Annotated in this window: 15 protein-coding genes and 4 pseudogenes; 6 read left to right on the top strand and 13 right to left on the bottom strand. The window is 57.8% G+C overall.

Features of this window, described 5'->3' with window-relative positions; genetic code table 11:
• The 4 genes from F4V54_RS07780 to F4V54_RS07765 form a co-directional block, all read right to left on the bottom strand.
• On the bottom strand, positions 1 to 448 hold a 448-nt coding region (locus F4V54_RS07780; protein WP_249041257.1), incomplete at its 3' end, for a DUF4192 family protein.
• A gap of 152 nt (positions 449 to 600) precedes the next feature.
• Complete coding sequence (locus F4V54_RS07775) at positions 601 to 783, bottom strand: helix-turn-helix domain-containing protein (protein ID WP_022865466.1); 183 nt, start codon at positions 781 to 783, stop codon at positions 601 to 603.
• Between the two features lie 92 nt (positions 784 to 875).
• Positions 876 to 1,856 (bottom strand): restriction endonuclease subunit S, encoded by a 981-nt coding sequence (locus tag F4V54_RS07770; protein WP_022865465.1) that lies wholly within the window; start codon positions 1,854 to 1,856, stop codon positions 876 to 878.
• Positions 1,853 to 2,344: an N-6 DNA methylase gene (locus F4V54_RS07765; RefSeq protein WP_282958583.1), complete on the bottom strand. Its 492-nt coding sequence runs from the start codon at positions 2,342 to 2,344 to the stop codon at positions 1,853 to 1,855. Before F4V54_RS07765 ends, F4V54_RS07770 begins: the two co-directional genes overlap by 4 nt.
• A 158-nt stretch (positions 2,345 to 2,502) precedes the next feature.
• Here F4V54_RS07765 and F4V54_RS11910 point away from each other — a divergent pair, with 158 nt between their 5' ends.
• From F4V54_RS11910 to F4V54_RS07745, 3 genes and pseudogenes are all read left to right on the top strand, one after another.
• A complete protein-coding gene (locus tag F4V54_RS11910) occupies positions 2,503 to 2,556 on the top strand; it encodes a chloramphenicol resistance leader peptide (RefSeq protein ID WP_011113070.1) in 54 nt (17 codons plus the stop codon).
• A gap of 21 nt (positions 2,557 to 2,577) precedes the next feature.
• Positions 2,578 to 3,753: a chloramphenicol efflux MFS transporter Cmx gene (gene cmx, locus F4V54_RS07750; protein ID WP_150386762.1), complete on the top strand. Its 1,176-nt coding sequence runs from the start codon at positions 2,578 to 2,580 to the stop codon at positions 3,751 to 3,753.
• A pseudogene (locus F4V54_RS07745) lies at positions 3,753 to 3,851 on the top strand (IS481 family transposase); the annotation flags it as partial. The gene cmx and the pseudogene F4V54_RS07745, both read left to right, overlap by 1 nt.
• A 105-nt stretch (positions 3,852 to 3,956) precedes the next feature.
• Here the strand turns inward: F4V54_RS07745 and F4V54_RS07740 are convergent.
• From F4V54_RS07740 to aph(3')-Ia, 5 genes and pseudogenes are all read right to left on the bottom strand, one after another.
• Positions 3,957 to 4,793: an aminoglycoside O-phosphotransferase APH(6)-Id gene (locus F4V54_RS07740; RefSeq protein ID WP_000480968.1), complete on the bottom strand. Its 837-nt coding sequence runs from the start codon at positions 4,791 to 4,793 to the stop codon at positions 3,957 to 3,959.
• Positions 4,793 to 5,596, bottom strand: a complete 804-nt coding sequence (gene aph(3'')-Ib, locus F4V54_RS07735) for an aminoglycoside O-phosphotransferase APH(3'')-Ib (RefSeq protein ID WP_150386761.1) — start codon at positions 5,594 to 5,596, stop codon at positions 4,793 to 4,795. Before aph(3'')-Ib ends, F4V54_RS07740 begins: the two co-directional genes overlap by 1 nt.
• A gap of 65 nt (positions 5,597 to 5,661) precedes the next feature.
• A pseudogene (locus F4V54_RS07730) lies at positions 5,662 to 5,982 on the bottom strand (recombinase family protein); the annotation flags it as partial.
• Positions 5,983 to 6,035: 53 nt separating this feature from the next.
• Entirely contained in the window at positions 6,036 to 6,740 is a 705-nt protein-coding gene (locus tag F4V54_RS07725) for an IS6-like element IS26 family transposase (protein WP_001067858.1), read from the bottom strand.
• Positions 6,741 to 6,896: 156 nt separating this feature from the next.
• Positions 6,897 to 7,712, bottom strand: coding sequence for an aminoglycoside O-phosphotransferase APH(3')-Ia (gene aph(3')-Ia / locus F4V54_RS07715; protein WP_000018326.1), 816 nt, complete (start codon positions 7,710 to 7,712; stop codon positions 6,897 to 6,899).
• 150 nt (positions 7,713 to 7,862) lie between these two features.
• Between aph(3')-Ia and F4V54_RS07710 the strand changes: the two genes are divergently transcribed.
• Positions 7,863 to 8,567, top strand: a complete 705-nt coding sequence (locus tag F4V54_RS07710; protein ID WP_150386760.1) for an IS6-like element IS26 family transposase — start codon at positions 7,863 to 7,865, stop codon at positions 8,565 to 8,567.
• Here F4V54_RS07710 and F4V54_RS07705 read toward each other — a convergent pair.
• A complete protein-coding gene (locus tag F4V54_RS07705) occupies positions 8,513 to 8,920 on the bottom strand; it encodes a recombinase family protein (protein ID WP_012360777.1) in 408 nt (135 codons plus the stop codon). The two genes, F4V54_RS07710 and F4V54_RS07705, sit on opposite strands and share 55 nt — an antisense overlap.
• Positions 8,921 to 9,045: 125 nt before the next feature.
• Here F4V54_RS07705 and F4V54_RS07700 point away from each other — a divergent pair, with 125 nt between their 5' ends.
• Both F4V54_RS07700 and F4V54_RS07695 read left to right on the top strand, forming a co-directional pair.
• Positions 9,046 to 11,931, top strand: coding sequence for a Tn3 family transposase (locus tag F4V54_RS07700; RefSeq protein ID WP_150386759.1), 2,886 nt, complete (start codon positions 9,046 to 9,048; stop codon positions 11,929 to 11,931).
• A 39-nt stretch (positions 11,932 to 11,970) separates the two neighbouring features.
• Positions 11,971 to 12,861: pseudogene (locus F4V54_RS07695) on the top strand (IS481-like element IS5564 family transposase); the annotation flags it as partial.
• Here the strand turns inward: F4V54_RS07695 and F4V54_RS07690 are convergent.
• From F4V54_RS07690 to F4V54_RS07675, 3 genes and pseudogenes are all read right to left on the bottom strand, one after another.
• Positions 12,833 to 14,272: an HsdM family class I SAM-dependent methyltransferase gene (locus F4V54_RS07690; protein WP_150386758.1), complete on the bottom strand. Its 1,440-nt coding sequence runs from the start codon at positions 14,270 to 14,272 to the stop codon at positions 12,833 to 12,835. The pseudogene F4V54_RS07695 and the gene F4V54_RS07690 overlap by 29 nt on opposite strands.
• Before the next feature lie 349 nt (positions 14,273 to 14,621).
• Positions 14,622 to 16,133, bottom strand: a complete 1,512-nt coding sequence (locus tag F4V54_RS07685) for a recombinase family protein (protein WP_150386757.1) — start codon at positions 16,131 to 16,133, stop codon at positions 14,622 to 14,624.
• A gap of 318 nt (positions 16,134 to 16,451) precedes the next feature.
• A pseudogene (locus F4V54_RS07675) lies at positions 16,452 to 16,666 on the bottom strand (ATP-binding cassette domain-containing protein); the annotation flags it as partial.

Raw genomic sequence — 16,666 nt, 5'->3', positions numbered from 1 at the left:
CGACAACGCCGTGGCGCGGCTCGTCGATGAGCGGATGCTGATACACGGACCACCACGCAGCCCCGGTGACGATCTCAGGCACCTGCACCACCCCGAGCAGCGGCGGTAGGTGCACTGCCCCGCTGGTAAGGTACGTGGCCGTCTCGTCGAAGACCGGTTGCGCAATGTCATCGCTGATCATGTACGCGATAACTGCGTCGAGTTCGAGGTGGTGGACCCACGCTGCGAACCGCTCGCGGCTCTCGTTGAGCTTCTCCACGGTCTCGTCCAGGTCGAACCGTGCGACCGGGCCGAGGCGGACGGTGTCGACGCCCTCGTCGTCGACGAAGAACGCGAGGATCAGCGAGTTGTTCGGGTAGAAGCCGAGGATGCCGGGGAGGTTCGCAAGGATCTCGCCGTGAGATGCAAGCGTGTGGGAATGAGTGGACATGGCAGTGCTCCTTTGCACGAATACGGGGTGTATGTGGTCAATCCCGTATTCGGCCCGGCTCTGCCGGTCGCAGGCGTATCCCAGCAGTACAGTGCCTTTGTGCGCCGGGCGTCGCTAGCGCAGCCTGGTGCCTTCTCGCCGGGTGCGAGCGCTAGCGACGCAGCCTGTGCCTAAGCGTCGGCTTCGATGCGCTTGAGAGCGCGATAGATCGTCGGCCGCGAGACGTTGAATGTCCTGGCTACTGCACTGACGGACTTGCCGCCCTCAATAAGCTCCTTGGCGATCTGGGCTTGTTCTTGGTCGAGCTTCGGTTTGGGGCCGGCGACCCTGCCCTGGGCGCGGGCGTGCGCCACGCCCTCACGGGTGCGCTGGACAAGAAGGTCACGCTGAGTGTCGAGCTACTGTCTCTGCTTGGAGGTTGGAACGTAGGCGTAACCGATGAGCGTTAGACACCCACCTCACCAGTGATCGCGGCAGAAAACGGTAATCCTTGCATAAAGCCTTCCATGTAATCCCAGTCAGGCTTCCCGGTTGGTGCAGCTGGCAACCGAAGTGTCATCTTCCTCATTCGAGCCAAATTCCACTTATACCCATACGTGAATCGGTCCTTCTCGTGACGAATCATGGTTGAGATGAACAGCATTGCCCAGTAGGACACTTCTTGTTTAGGGATTAACACCTGAATGTCGTCTGAGGCGAAGTACGGTTGATCCTGGTAGAAGGAATAACCAACCGATCCGTTGTAGGGAACTGTGATGGTCCCTGCGGGGAAGAGTGGTTCAAGCGCGCTCCAATCGGTAATCCCATTGTTACTGTCCGAAGCACCTATGAAACGTGTTGTTCCCGGTTGCCTATTTGCTTTGGTGACTCGCTTACCCTTCTTGATCTCAAATAGCTGTTCTATCGGGAAATCGCACCAGCCACTGGGGTCGGTCAAAGCCACGGGATCGCCTGTAGCTGCCCGAAGCCCCTCATGAGTCGGAACCTCACTAATTTCGACCCAATCGGGTATCTCGGTGGGAACCTCAATAGTCGCTAGAGTGCGGTTTGCTTCCCTTCCGAAAGCGCTATAACGAAAGGCGTTCTTGCGAATACACATCGCGTAGAAGAGACGCTCGTTGAGACTCATGGTGTCTCGCTTTGGACGAAGGACTGCCACGTTCTGAGCTGTATAGAACGGGCGCTGCTGAACATAGGAAGACAGCAGTCGCGACCCTCCGAGGGCAACTGTGATTAAACCTGTGGGATAAGGGGTCAGGTCAGGTAGTGCCTCGACGTACCCGGAGACACCTGATTTTCCGTTCAGGCCACCCACTCGTCCTACAAATGCGATGCCTGTCCGTGGATCGGTTGGTGTCATCTTGTTCATGTCGAGTTTGTTTCCGTACTCAACATGAAATAGGTCACCTAAAGGTTGGCGAGTCACGCGTCCCCGCCTTCTTCGATATCGACCCCGCGCAAGGTGAACAGTGCGTAGTCGAGAAGGACCTTCTCGAAGTCCGACTGGGTAAGAGTCGAGTAGTCCGTTTCCATGTAAGCTTCCGCGACCCATTCATCCTCGGCATCCACCTTTTGCATGACAGATTCACCAGGCTTGACTTCTCGATTACGGAACATCTCAACCCAGTGGTCGCGTATCTCTGGCCAGGTTCCATTTCGATCGACGCGGCCGAGATTCTTAATTTTGACGAACCCGTCTTCGCGCCAATAACCAAACCAGCTTTTCCGGTCAGATCTTTCATGTGGAATGTGTGCAGTAAACACCATCACACAAGTGACGACACCAACCGGGTAAAAGACTTCCGGTGGCATTGACATGACTGCTTCCAGTGTGTGGTTCTTCAGGAGGCTGCGCTTGCGGATGCTAGGTGTGATGTCCAGGGACGTTGTTCTTGCCCCCGCCCGTAATGACACCGTGCCGATTCAAGAAGTATCTGTCCAGACCGCTTGCCATTGAAGGCATGTTAGAGTTTGGGGCATGTCGAGTCCCGAATCAGACAGGTCAGGGGTTGTCGGTCACACCGCCAGCCCCTTGAACCACTAGTTACGACGCCCACGATCTGTGTGGGCGTATGTCTGGCGTACCCGGGGCGCTGGCCGTGGTGACAAGAAGAACCATTTCTTGATCTCACACCTCGGAGTACTCGATGCCTTTTGCCCTCTACATGCTTGCCCTGGCGGTCTTCGTCATGGGCACTTCAGAATTCATGCTCGCGGGATTGCTCCCCGCGATCGCGACCGAACTTGACGTCTCGGTCGGCACTGCGGGCCTGCTGACCTCCGCATTCGCAGTCGGTATGGTCGTCGGCGCGCCAGTGATGGCGGCATTCGCTCGCCGTTGGCCACCGCGGCTCACATTGATCGTTTGCCTTCTCGTGTTCGCGGGAAGCCACGTCATCGGAGCGATGACACCAGTGTTCTCTCTCCTGCTCATCACCCGGGTGCTCAGCGCTCTCGCAAACGCAGGATTCCTCGCCGTAGCACTGAGCACGGCCACTACCCTCGTGCCAGCGAACCAGAAGGGGCGTGCACTGTCGATCCTGCTCTCCGGCACGACGATCGCAACCGTCGTGGGCGTCCCCGCCGGGGCACTGCTCGGCACAGCGCTGGGCTGGCGAACGACGTTCTGGGCGATCGCCATCCTCTGTATTCCCGCGGCCGTTGGAGTCATTCGTGGCGTCACGAACAATGTTGGTCGGAGCGAGACTAGCGCGACCTCACCAAGGCTCCGTGTCGAGCTCAGCCAGTTGGCGACGCCGCGGCTCATCCTGGCCATGGCACTCGGAGCGCTGATCAACGGAGGGACCTTTGCGGCATTCACCTTCCTGGCACCCATCGTGACCGAGACCGCGGGCTTGGCCGAAGCGTGGGTGTCCGTCGCGCTGGTGATGTTCGGCATCGGATCGTTCCTTGGCGTCACGATCGCAGGACGACTATCAGATCAACGACCTGGCCTCGTGCTCGCAGTCGGCGGACCGCTATTGCTGACAGGCTGGATCGTGTTGGCAGTGGTCGCATCTCATCCCGTTGCGCTTATCGTCCTCGTCCTCGTTCAGGGATTCCTGTCGTTCGGCGTCGGCAGTACTCTGATCACGCGTGTGCTGTATGCAGCATCGGGTGCGCCAACGATAGGCGGTTCGTACGCAACCGCAGCATTGAATATCGGAGCTGCAGCGGGGCCCGTGCTTGGTGCGCTCGGGCTCGCGACCGGGCTGGGGCTGCTCGCGCCGGTTTGGGTCGCTTCGGTGCTGACAGCGATCGCTCTCGTCATCATGCTTCTCACCAGACGCGCGCTTACGAAGACCGCGGCGGAGGCCAATTGATGACCCATCCGAACGCTCTTCTCACTCCTCGTGCCCGTCTCCGGTTAGCTCGGCTGATTGTCGAAGACGGCTATCCGGCCACGATCGCCGCAAAGATGGGGTCGTTTGCGGGAGAGGGCGAAATCCTACGCTAAGGCTTTGGCCAACGATATTCTCCGGTAAGATTGATGTGTTCCCAGGGGATAGGAGAAGTCGCTTGATATCTAGTATGACGTCTGTCGCACCTGCTTGATCGCGGCCGCGATAGCTAGATCGCGTTGCTCCTCTTCTCCATCCGCGTTCCAAGCTGCGGAAAGGCACCCATAAGCGTACGCCTGGTCGAGCAGGCGACGCGGATCGACGTCCAGCGCACGAGAGAATGCGTCCGCCATCTGTGCAATGCGTCTAGGATCGAGACAAAGGTCGTCTCTGTCAGCCGGATCGTAGAACATATTGGCGGCGCCAAAGCCCACTTCACCGACCAGACCGACGGGATCTATCACCAGCCAGCCGCGACTGGAGAACATGATGTTTTCATGATGCAGATCGCCATGTAGCCCACGCAGTTCCGAGGCATTGCTCATCATTTGATCGGCTATAATCGCCGCGTGGACGTAGTCAGTTTGACAACCTGCGTTTTGATCATCGCGCGCCCGCTGAAACAAAGCTGCAAAGCGATCCCGGATCGGGAGAAGGGCAGAAGGCAGGGGTTCCTCAGATGCGGCATACAGCTTCGCCATTAGTTCCGCTGCAATTTCGGTCGCCTGGTAGTCGCCGTGCTCGGCAACGATGTGAGAGAGCATTCGCTCCCCGGCATATTCGAGCAACATCAGATTGTTCTCACGACCGAGCAACCGGACTGCTCCCCTCCCATTGCGCCATACCAGATAGTCGGCCCCGCGCAGTTCATCAGCAATGTCTTCTATAGGTTTCAATCCCTTGACGATTGCAGGAGTCCCGTCTGGCAATGAAACTTTCCAAACGAGGCTGGAAAAGGTGTCCGCAATGAGAACAGGTTGCGAAACGTGCCAATGAGCAGGAAAAACAGGCGGCATGAACATCAACCCCAAGTCAGAGGGTCCAATCGCAGATAGAAGGCAAGGCGTTCGCGGTCGGGGGCTTCGATCCCCAATACATTGAATAGGACAGCGAAGGCGCGCTCTGCTTCATCTGGCGCTGCCCAGTTCTCTTCGGCGTTAGCAATCATGAGTGCCAAATCGGCATAGCGATCTGCTGTTCCGAGCCGCCCAAGGTCGATCAGACCCGTGCATTGAAGAGTTTTAGGGTCCACCATGAAGTTCGGCATGCAGGGATCACCATGGCAAACAACCATATCGGTGCGCTCTTGGTCGAGCCGCACCGGTAGCTCTCGTTCGACACGAGCCAAAAGATCGAGCTGCGGCGTACTCTTGTCCTCGTCCGGTAAGAAGTCGGGATTGACGGCATTGCGGGACACCACATCAACGGCGCGTCCGAACATTCGCGACAGCCTGCGCTCAAACGGACATTGATCAACCGATAGGCTGTGAACAGCGCCAAGTTGCTGCCCCATTGACGGCCACGCTTTGAGCAAATCCGCTCCAGACAGATCAGCCGCCGGTACTCCCGGAATTGCCGTTATCACCAAGCATGCACCCTCCTGTTCCTCCTGCCAGTTGATCACCTCGGGGCAAGCCACACCTCGACCTTTGAGCCAAATGAGGCGGTCACGCTCTCCAGCGAGCTCACCGCGGCGGGAAGCAGGTGCGATTTTCGCGAAGGCATGCCCGTCACCACGTCGAAAAACAAAATCACCAGATTCTCCGCCTCTGACAGGCAACCAGTCAGAATGCGATTCACCAAAAAGAATATTAGTTCGATTCAATGGAGGTTCCTTCAGTTTTCTGATGAAGCGCGGAGGTGGCTCAACCTGCGAAAAGAAACGAGTTGCTACGTAAGTCCGAGAACATGCTTTCCATGGTCTCTGAGCTCGCCTTTGGGACCGACATATCGGTAGAGAGTGACGCGCTCGATGCCGAGTTCCTTGCAGAGATCGGAAACTGAAGTATCGCGCTGGGCCATGGCGGCTTGCGCGAGACGCACCTGAGCTTTGGTGAGCGCGAATTTTCGTCCGCCCTTGCGACCGCGCGCTCTCGCGGAGGCGAGACCCGCCATGGTGCGCTCTCGGATCAGATCCCGCTCGAACTCGGCCAAGGTGGCGAAGATTCCGAACACCATGCGACCGGACGCAGTCGTGGTGTCGATCTGAGCGGGCACTGTTGCAAAGTTAGCGATGAGGCAGCCTTTTGTCTTATTCAAAGGCCTTACATTTCAAAAACTCTGCTTACCAGGCGCATTTCGCCCAGGGGATCACCATAATAAAATGCTGAGGCCTGGCCTTTGCGTAGTGCACGCATCACCTCAATACCTTTGATGGTGGCGTAAGCCGTCTTCATGGATTTAAATCCCAGCGTGGCGTTGATTATCCGTTTCAGTTTGCCATGATCGCATTCAATCACGTTGTTCCGGTACTTAATCTGTCGGTGTTCAACGTCAGACGGGCACCGGCCTTCGCGTTTGAGCAGAGCAAGCGCGCGACCATAGGCGGGCGCTTTATCCGTGTTGATGAATCGTGGGATCTGCCACTTCTTCACGTTGTTGAGGATTTTACCCAGAAACCGGTATGCAGCTTTGCTGTTACGACGGGAGGAGAGATAAAAATCGACAGTGCGGCCCCGGCTGTCGACGGCCCGGTACAGATACGCCCAGCGGCCATTGACCTTCACGTAGGTTTCATCCATGTGCCACGGGCAAAGATCGGAAGGGTTACGCCAGTACCAGCGCAGCCGTTTTTCCATTTCAGGCGCATAACGCTGAACCCAGCGGTAAATCGTGGAGTGATCGACATTCACTCCGCGTTCAGCCAGCATCTCCTGCAGCTCACGGTAACTGATGCCGTATTTGCAGTACCAGCGTACGGCCCACAGAATGATGTCACGCTGAAAATGCCGGCCTTTGAATGGGTTCATGTGCAGCTCCATCAGCAAAAGGGGATGATAAGTTTATCACCACCGACTATTTGCAACAGTGCCCCGTCCGGATACTGCCAGATATCGGCGTCCAGGGAGATGTCCTGAAGCGCGGTGTCCGGAATTTCAGGTTTGTGTCTCTACAAAGACTAACTATCAGAAAAACTCATCGAGCATCAAATGAAACTGCAATTTATTCATATCAGGATTATCAATACCATATTTTTGAAAAAGCCGTTTCTGTAATGAAGGAGAAAACTCACCGAGGCAGTTCCATAGGATGGCAAGATCCTGGTATCGGTCTGCGATTCCGACTCGTCCAACATCAATACAACCTATTAATTTCCCCTCGTCAAAAATAAGGTTATCAAGTGAGAAATCACCATGAGTGACGACTGAATCCGGTGAGAATGGCAAAAGCTTATGCATTTCTTTCCAGACTTGTTCAACAGGCCAGCCATTACGCTCGTCATCAAAATCACTAGCATCAACCAAACCGTTATTCATTCGTGATTGCGCCTGAGCGAGACGAAATACGCGATCGCTGTTAAAAGGACAATTACAAACAGGAATCGAATGCAACCGGCGCAGGAACACTGCCAGCGCATCAACAATATTTTCACCTGAATCAGGATATTCTTCTAATACCTGGAATGCTGTTTTCCCGGGGATCGCAGTGGTGAGTAACCATGCATCATCAGGAGTACGGATAAAATGCTTGATGGTCGGAAGAGGCATAAATGCCGTCAGCCAGTTTAGTCTGACCATCTCATCTGTAACATCATTGGCAACGCTACCTTTGCCATGTTTCAGAAACAACTCTGGCGCATTGGGCTTCCCATACAATCGATAGATTGTCGCACCTGATTGCCCGACATTATCGCGAGCCCATCTATACCCATATAAATCAGCATCCAGGTTGGAATTTAATCGCGGCCTCGAGCAAGACGTTTCCCGTTGAATATGGCTCATAACACCCCTTGTATTACTGTTTATGTAAGCAGACAGTTTTATTGTTCATGATGATATATTTTTATCTTGTGCAATATAACATGGGTTGGCACTGTTGCAAATAGTCGGTGGTGATAAACTTATCATCCCCTTTTGCTGATGGAGCTGCACATGAACCCATTCAAAGGCCGGCATTTTCAGCGTGACATCATTCTGTGGGCCGTACGCTGGTACTGCAAATACGGCATCAGTTACCGTGAGCTGCAGGAGATGCTGGCTGAACGCGGAGTGAATGTCGATCACTCCACGATTTACCGCTGGGTTCAGCGTTATGCGCCTGAAATGGAAAAACGGCTGCGCTGGTACTGGCGTAACCCTTCCGATCTTTGCCCGTGGCACATGGATGAAACCTACGTGAAGGTCAATGGCCGCTGGGCGTATCTGTACCGGGCCGTCGACAGCCGGGGCCGCACTGTCGATTTTTATCTCTCCTCCCGTCGTAACAGCAAAGCTGTATACCGGTTTCTGGGTAAAATCCTCAACAACGTGAAGAAGTGGCAGATCCCACGATTCATCAACACGGATAAAGCGCCCGCCTATGGTCGCGCGCTTGCTCTGCTCAAACGCGAAGGCCGGTGCCCGTCTGACGTTGAACACCGACAGATTAAGTACCGGAACAACGTGATTGAATGCGATCATGGCAAACTGAAACGGATAATCAACGCCACGCTGGGATTTAAATCCATGAAGACGGCTTACGCCACCATCAAAGGTATTGAGGTGATGCGTGCACTACGCAAAGGCCAGGCCTCAGCATTTTATTATGGTGATCCCCTGGGCGAAATGCGCCTGGTAAGCAGAGTTTTTGAAATGTAAGGCCTTTGAATAAGACAAAAGGCTGCCTCATCGCTAACTTTGCAACAGTGCCTCTGAGCGCCCTTTCCAGTCAGAACCCGCAGGCCGATCTTGCGGTCTGACAGCTCCTTCACCGTGTTGACCAGATGGGCAAGCGATCGTCCGAGGCGATCGAGCTTCCAGACCACCAGCACATCGCCGTCACGCAATGACTTGAGGCAGGCAGTCAAGCCAGGGCGATCATCACGACCGCCGGAAGCAAGATCATCATAGATATTGTCCCGTTCGACACCTGCGGCGCGCAAGGCGTCGTGCTGCAGGTCGAGAGACTGCGAGCCATCGGCTTTGGAGACGCGGGCATATCCGATCAGCATGTATCACAAACGTTGGTTTGAGGCGGCGCTTCGGCCACGATTGCATTGACCTCTGGAAATGTATCTCAACCAGCTTCATAAACAAAGCGTCTTGAACGCTATCAGATTTTGAAAAAGGAACATGTATGCCGCGTCGCGTCACTCTAACCGATCGGCAGAAAGACGCGCTGTTGCGCTTGCCGACTTCACAGACGGATTTGCTCAAGCACTATACGCTGAGTGATGAAGACTTTGGGCATATCAGGCTGCGTCGGCGCGCTCACAACAGGTTCGGCTTCGCCCTGCAATTGTGTGTCCTGCGCTATCCCGGCCGGGTGCTGGCTCCAGGCGAACTGATCCCTGCAGAGGTCATCGAATTTATCGGAGCGCAGCTTGGCCTGGGTGCCGACGATCTCGTAGACTATGCTGCCCGCGAGGAAACACGGCACGAGCATCTTGCCGAGTTACGGGGGCTCTACGGCTTCCGCACCTTCTCCGGACGTGGTGCGAGCGAGCTGAAGGAATGGTTGTTCCGAGAAGCCGAGATGGCGGTGTCGAACGAGGATATCGCCCGTCGCTTCGTAGCCGAGTGCCGACGCACCCGCACTGTCCTTCCCGCGACATCCACGATCGAGCGGCTTTGTGCCGCGGCTCTCGTCGATGCCGAGCGACGCATCGAGACGAGGATCGCCAGTCGGCTGCCTATGTCGATCCGAGAACAGTTGCTGGCATTGCTCGAGGAGACGGCTGATGATCGGGTGACCCGTTTTGTGTGGCTGCGCCAGTTCGAGCCTGGCTCGAACTCTTCGTCGGCCAACCGGCTGCTCGACCGGCTCGAATATCTGCAACGCGTCGATCTCCCCGAGGATCTGCTTGCCGGCGTTCCTGCCCATCGGGTGACTCGTCTGCGCAGGCAGGGTGAACGGTATTATGCCGACGGCATGCGCGATCTCCCGGAGGACAGGCGGCTTGCGATCTTGGCTGTTTGCGTCTCGGAATGGCAGGCGATGTTGGCCGACGCAGTGGTCGAAACCCACGACCGGATCGTCGGCCGTCTCTACCGTGCTTCGGAGCGTATTTGCCATGCAAAGGTCGCAGACGAAGCGGGGGTGGTGCGTGACACCCTGAAATCCTTCGCCGAGATCGGGGGCGCCCTGGTCGATGCACAGGATGATGGCCAGCCGCTGGGCGATGTCATCGCGAGTGGGTCAGGGTGGGACGGCTTAAAAACCCTTGTTGCAATGGCAACCAGGCTGACCGCCACCATGGCCGACGATCCGCTCAATCATGTGCTCGACGGTTATCACCGCTTCCGCCGATACGCTCCACGCATGTTGCGCCTGCTCGATCTGCGAGCTGCGCCCGTTGCACTGCCGCTTCTGGAAGCGGTGACGGCCCTTCGTACCGGTTTGAACGATGCCGCGATGACCAGCTTCTTGCGGCCCAGCTCGAAATGGCATCGCCACCTTCGGGCCCAGAGGGCTGGCGACGCTCGCCTATGGGAGATCGCGGTGCTGTTCCATCTGCGCGATGCGTTCCGCTCCGGAGATGTCTGGCTTACTAGGTCCCGGCGCTATGGCGATCTGAAACACGCACTCGTTCCGGCACAAGCCATCGCGGAAGGCGGTCGTCTCGCTGTGCCATTGCGGCCGGAGGAATGGCTGGCAGACCGGCAAGCTCGCCTCGACATGCGGTTGCGCGAGCTTGGCCGTGCCGCTCGCGCAGGCACGATCCCGGGCGGGTCGATTGAAAACGGCGTTCTGCATATCGAGAAACTCGAAGCCGCCGCGCCGACAGGCGCCGAAGATCTGGTGCTCGATCTCTACAAGCAGATCCCGCCCGCGCGCATCACCGATCTCCTGCTGGAGGTGGATGCGGCGACCGGCTTCACCGAAGCGTTCACCCATCTGCGCACAGGAGCACCCTGCGCTGACCGGATCGGGCTAATGAACGTTATCTTGGCGGAAGGGATCAACCTCGGCTTGCGCAAAATGGCGGATGCGACAAACACCCACACCTTCTGGGAATTGATCCGCATTGGACGGTGGCATGTCGAGGGCGAAGCCTATGACCGGGCGCTGGCCATGGTGGTCGAGGCACAGGCAGCGTTACCCATGGCCCGGTTCTGGGGCATGGGCACGTCGGCTTCGAGCGACGGACAGTTCTTCGTCGCTACAGAGCAAGGTGAGGCCATGAACCTGGTCAACGCGAAATATGGCAATACCCCGGGCCTGAAAGCCTATAGCCACGTCTCCGACCAATATGCGCCGTTCGCAACCCAGGTGATTCCTGCAACGGCAAGCGAAGCGCCTTACATCCTCGATGGCCTGCTGATGAACGATGCTGGACGCCATATCCGCGAGCAGTTCACCGACACGGGCGGCTTCACCGATCACGTCTTTGCCGCATGTGCCATTCTCGGCTACCGGTTCGCTCCGCGCATCCGCGACCTGCCATCCAAACGGCTCTACGCGTTCAATCCGTCGGCCGCCCCGGCGCACCTGCGAGCGTTGATCGGCGGAAAGGTCAACCAAGCCATGATCGAGCGCAATTGGCCCGACATCCTGCGCATCGCCGCCACCATTGCTGCCGGGACCGTCGCGCCAAGCCAGATTCTGCGGAAACTCGCCTCCTATCCGCGGCAGAACGAGCTCGCGACAGCCCTGCGGGAAGTCGGTCGCGTCGAGCGCACCCTGTTCATGATCGACTGGATTCTGGATGCCGAACTCCAACGGCGTGCCCAGATCGGGCTCAACAAAGGCGAAGCTCATCATGCGCTGAAGCGGGCAATCAGCTTCCACCGCCGCGGTGAAATCCGCGACCGTTCCGCCGAAGGCCAGCATTACCGCATCGCCGGCATGAATCTGCTCGCCGCCATCATCATCTTCTGGAACACCATGAAGCTCGGCGAGGTCGTTGCAAACCAGAAACGCGATGGAAAGCTGCTATCGCCCGATCTCTTGGCCCATGTTTCGCCGCTCGGATGGGAACACATCAATCTCACCGGAGAATATCGCTGGCCAAAGCCTTAGCGTAGGATTCCGCCCCCTCCCGCAAACGACCCCAAGATGTTCATGGTCTCCCCGATCACTGCCCGGAAATGGGCAGGCCGCTACCGGGAAGAGGGTGAGTTTGGGATGCAGGATCGCTCCAGCAAGCCGCACCGGATCCCAGGCAGGACGCCCGAGCATGTCAAGAAGAAGATCATCAACCTGCGCTGGCGGCTTCGACTGGGGCCAGCCCAGATCGCTGCGCGACTTGGTCTCTCGACGTCGACTGTTCACGCGGTCCTCGTCCGTTGCCGCGTGAACCGCCTCTCGCATATCGATCGTGTCACTGGCGAGCCATTGCGGCGATATGAGCATCCTCATCCGGGATCGTTGATTCATGTCGATGTCACGAAGTTCGGCAACATCCCCGACGGCGGTGGACATCGTTACGTAGGTCGGCAGCAAGGCGCACGGAACAAGCTCGCGACTCCGGGATTACCACGAGGAAAAGATCACAAGCCGCGCACCGGGACGGCGTTCGTTCACACAGTCATCGACGACCACTCCCGCGTCGCATACGCAGAAATCTGGTCGGATGAGCAGGCGAGCACAGCGGTGGGAGTTCTCGAACGCGCCGTGGCCTGGTTCGCCGAACGAGGCGTGACCGTCGAGCGAGTCCTATCCGACAACGGGTCGGCATACAGATCCCACGCATGGAGGGACTTCTGCGCTCGGCTCGGCATCCGACACAAGCGGACACGCCCCTACCGGCCGCAGACGAACGGGAAGATCGAGCGATTCCACCGCACGCTCGGGGACGGCTGGGCCTATGCCAGGTTTTACGGTTCAGAGGCCGAACGACGCCTGGCGCTGCCCGGCTGGCTCCACTTCTACAACCACCACCGACACCACTCTGCGATTGGCGGCGTACCCTTCGACCGACTCAACAACGTCCCTGGACATCACAGCTAGGCGCAGTTGCGCACGAGATAGGGACAATGGCAATACCGATCGCCCCGGGAGTGAGACAATCAAGCATGTGTTCCACGAATCGCAGCTCGTGCAGGTCTTCCTTAGTTTTGGCGTAAGGCGGGTTAATCAAACCAACTGTCGCTTTGTGGGACTTGACGCCTTTGGTGATGGCGGTGTCAAAACAAGACCCTTGGTAGAGGTTGGCCTTCCCGTCACCGCGCAGGATCATGTTTGAAGCCGCTAGGGCGTACATGCTCGGGTTTTGTTCGACGCCGATCAGTTGGTTTTTCTTGATCGACTCAATCTCGTCTTGCGTGATCGCAGTACGGACCATCTGGTTCATTGCCGAGATTAGGAAGCCTCCAGTACCAGCGCAGGTGTCAAGCACGATGCTGTCCTTATCGACGTTGGCAAGCAGGCTAAACAGCTCAGTGATGTGCTTCGGCGTGAGTACAATCCCCAACCCTTTGCCGTCACCGCCTGTGTACTTCAGGAACTCACCGTAGAAAGCTCCCACAACGTCGAAGTCGTGATAAACGGTGATAAAGGGCAGCACCTTCTCCGCAAGCAGGGTCACGATTTCGTGTAACAAGCCCTGTGGATAGGCTTTGGTAGCTTTACCCAGCTCTGGGTGCACTTGGATGCCAGTAAACGGCTGGGTCATGTTCGTTATCTTGGCGAACGGGATTTGCGCAGACCCGATGACTTTCTGGATCGTTTGCATCCAGAAGTCGGGCAAGTCTTTCGCACCATATGCTTCGTAGGTCTTTGCAAAGACAGGGTCGTTGAGCGCGATTAGGCTACCCGCGACGGCGAGAGGCTTCTCTTTCTCTTCTAGCTCCGCTTCATCCCTCATGAAAGCGTGCATTTCCTGAGAGAACGAAATGAGGTCTTTTGTTCGCTTTGCCTGAACAGAAGGATCGAACGATGCGGCGGTAATGAGGTCATCAAGGCTGACAAGTTCGGTAATCGCTGCACCGCTCGGGGCCTTAAGCGGGCGTGCTTCCTTCTCTCCTTTGGTGGTGACAAAGAAGGACCATTCACTATGTGCAGGCGTGCCCGAGACTGCAATCGAGATCACGGTGTATTTGTGTGTCAGAAAACTTGCGTAGTGCAGAACACCGTCAACCGCGAAGTCTTTAGGGCGATCACGATTTTCCGACTCGTGCCAACGTGTCTCTGCCTTGCACTCGATAACCACGATCATGTCGGGGGTGTCGGGGGCAGTGATGATGAACTCCGGGAAACCACCACCGCCGCCGCCAGTTTTCGACGCCTTCGACAAAGACTTGCGAACCAGCTCAATGGCGGATTGCTGCTTCTCAACGATGATCTTCTCTGCATCCTCGTAATATCCGAGGTTGCGGAGCTTTTCATCGACTAAGTCTTCTGTAATCCGCTCGTTTGCCATGCGGGCACTCCCTATCCAAGTCTGGCCGATCCTCCACATCTCGCCCCTGAGATGTAACGATGTACACATGGCAGGATGCGAAGCCGCCCGGGATCGTTGCGTGAAACGCGGCGTGTAACAAAAACGCAAATTACCGCTACCGTACAACCCGGGTTCTTGCTTTCGGCGCTCGACATGCGGGGTGGAAACAGTCGTGTAATACTTTCCCCGAACGCCACGGTTGAGCAGTGTCACCCCCGATACACGAAGGCAGATCTCCCCCGAACTGCCGGCTCCGTGGCGTTCCTTCGTAGGAGCGTCGCGCGTCGCAGCACATGCGCGCGATTGTTGACGTGTCACACACTGCAACCTAGTTCCACACGATCTGGACTGATTCGGGGTTAAAGGTCTTGCTTCCGCGCACGCCACGGCGCAGGCGCACCTGGCACAGGGTGTTGATGACACGGCGCTGCACGGCAAGCTCTGCGTTGTCGAAGGCGTCCACGGGCGAGGCGTAGCCGGTTGTGTCGAGCAGCGCCGATGCGCCAGCAAGGCGGGCACGGCGCGTTTCGAGTTTCTCGATCTGCGGCTCATAACGGTTTCGCGCGCGCTTGAGGTCACGGGCCTCGATAAGCTCCTCGTCGTAGTCAGCCTGGACGCGGGCGAGCTTTGCGCGAAGCTCAGCGAGTTCGTCGTCGATGGCGTCGACCTCGTCGTCATCCGCAGTCGGCAACAGGTCTGCTAGGTCGTCACGACCAAGGCGGGCGCGGATCACGGCGAGCACAAAATCATCGACGCTATGCGTGCGCACTAAGCCACAGGCGGCGCAGCGGTAGCGGTCGGCATGCGTGCGCACGGGATTGCCACACTCGTCGCAGACATACAGACCCGAGCCAAGATGGCGGCGAGTATTACGCCGCTCCTTGTTGGTCAGCCGGTCGGGATCATCGAGCACGTTCTGCACGCGCCACCACAGATCGGGTGTGACGATCGGCTCCCACTGCCCTTTCACCGGCTCGCCGGTATCGGGGTCGCGGACGATATGCGTGACACGGCGGTATTTGTTCTTCACGCCTTTGCGCTTGGCCTTCTTATAAGTGGAGTAACCCGCATACACGGGGTTGCGCAGGATCGAGTGCAACGACGTGTAGGCCCACGGCTGCGCGTCGGGAACCGGCTTTTCTTCCTGGCCTTCAGCGCGGCGTCGAGCGTTGCGCTCTGTGACCACGGTGTACATATGGCGCGGCGTGGTCGGGATATCCGGCAAGCCCGGTTGATCGACCCCAGATAAGGCGCGCGCAATGTCGCGCATGGAGTTGCCCCTCTCGACAGCGCGGAACATACCGAGCACGGCGGCGGCTTCGGATGGAATGATCTCGCCGGTGGAGGTGTAGCCGATAGGGCGCACACCGCCGGAGTACCAGCGGCCCTGCTCGGCGCGTTGCTGTTGCGCACGAGACTGGCGCATGCTCTTTCGCTCGATCTCGCCGCGTGCCACGGCTGCTTTGATGCGCGCGTACATTCTGCCGCCGTCGGTGGCAAGGTCAGCATCACCGTTCGCAGTGACGAGTTTCAGCCCCTGCTCCTCTGCCCTGTCGATCCACTCTTCGAGCTGCCAGGGCTGCCGTGTGAGGCGGTCGAGGTCCCAGCAAATGATCGCGTCGATCTCGCCGCGCTCAAAGGACGCCACGATCGCGTCGTAGTCGGGGCGGTCCACGTCCTTCTTCGACGCGGAGATCGACTGATCGACGTAGGTATGCACGACGTCCCAGCCGCGTTGCTCGGCAAGGGCTTCGCAGTCCTGGCGCTGCCGGTCGATGGCGAGGCCGTCCATGGCAGCATCGAGCGAGATACGGAGGTAAATAGCAGCACGTGTTGTCATGCCGCTAACACTAGCGCGCCTCAGGTTACATTGAAACGAAACTCCACCACTTCGACATCAGTTGCCAAGAAGTCTTCCGGTGGTGCATGCGCTACAACGCCCGCAGACGGCACTCCTGGTGCAACTTTCTAGCCCCCAATGACTTCGAAGCACTCACATCAGCTACGCTGACCCAAGCAGCATAGCTAACCCCCGACGTGTCTACTTTCCGGGGGTCAGGCCCGTGCTCGACAACCCCAGCGGACTCAACGCCCACGCCAGCGTCGCGGACCATGCGGCCGGGTACCGGAAGGTGGCCGAGGCCGCGGGCATCGCGATTTAATCCCGCGCAGAGCCGGAGACTGTGACCTGGCGATCATTGATGCGCAAGGTGCTGTCAGCGGCAGCAATAACTGCGGCATCGTGCGTGGCGGCCAGAACGAGTGCGCCCCCGTCCGCAGCTCGCCGCAGGAGCGCGATAACTTGGTCGCGGTTAGTGGGGTCGAGGGAGGCGGTCGGCTCGTCAGCGAACACATAAGCCGCGCCGCGGAGCA

The organism is Corynebacterium tuscaniense, from assembly GCF_008693065.1.
Lineage (GTDB): Bacteria > Actinomycetota > Actinomycetes > Mycobacteriales > Mycobacteriaceae > Corynebacterium > Corynebacterium tuscaniense.
This window is presented reverse-complemented; position numbering and strand designations above follow the sequence as displayed.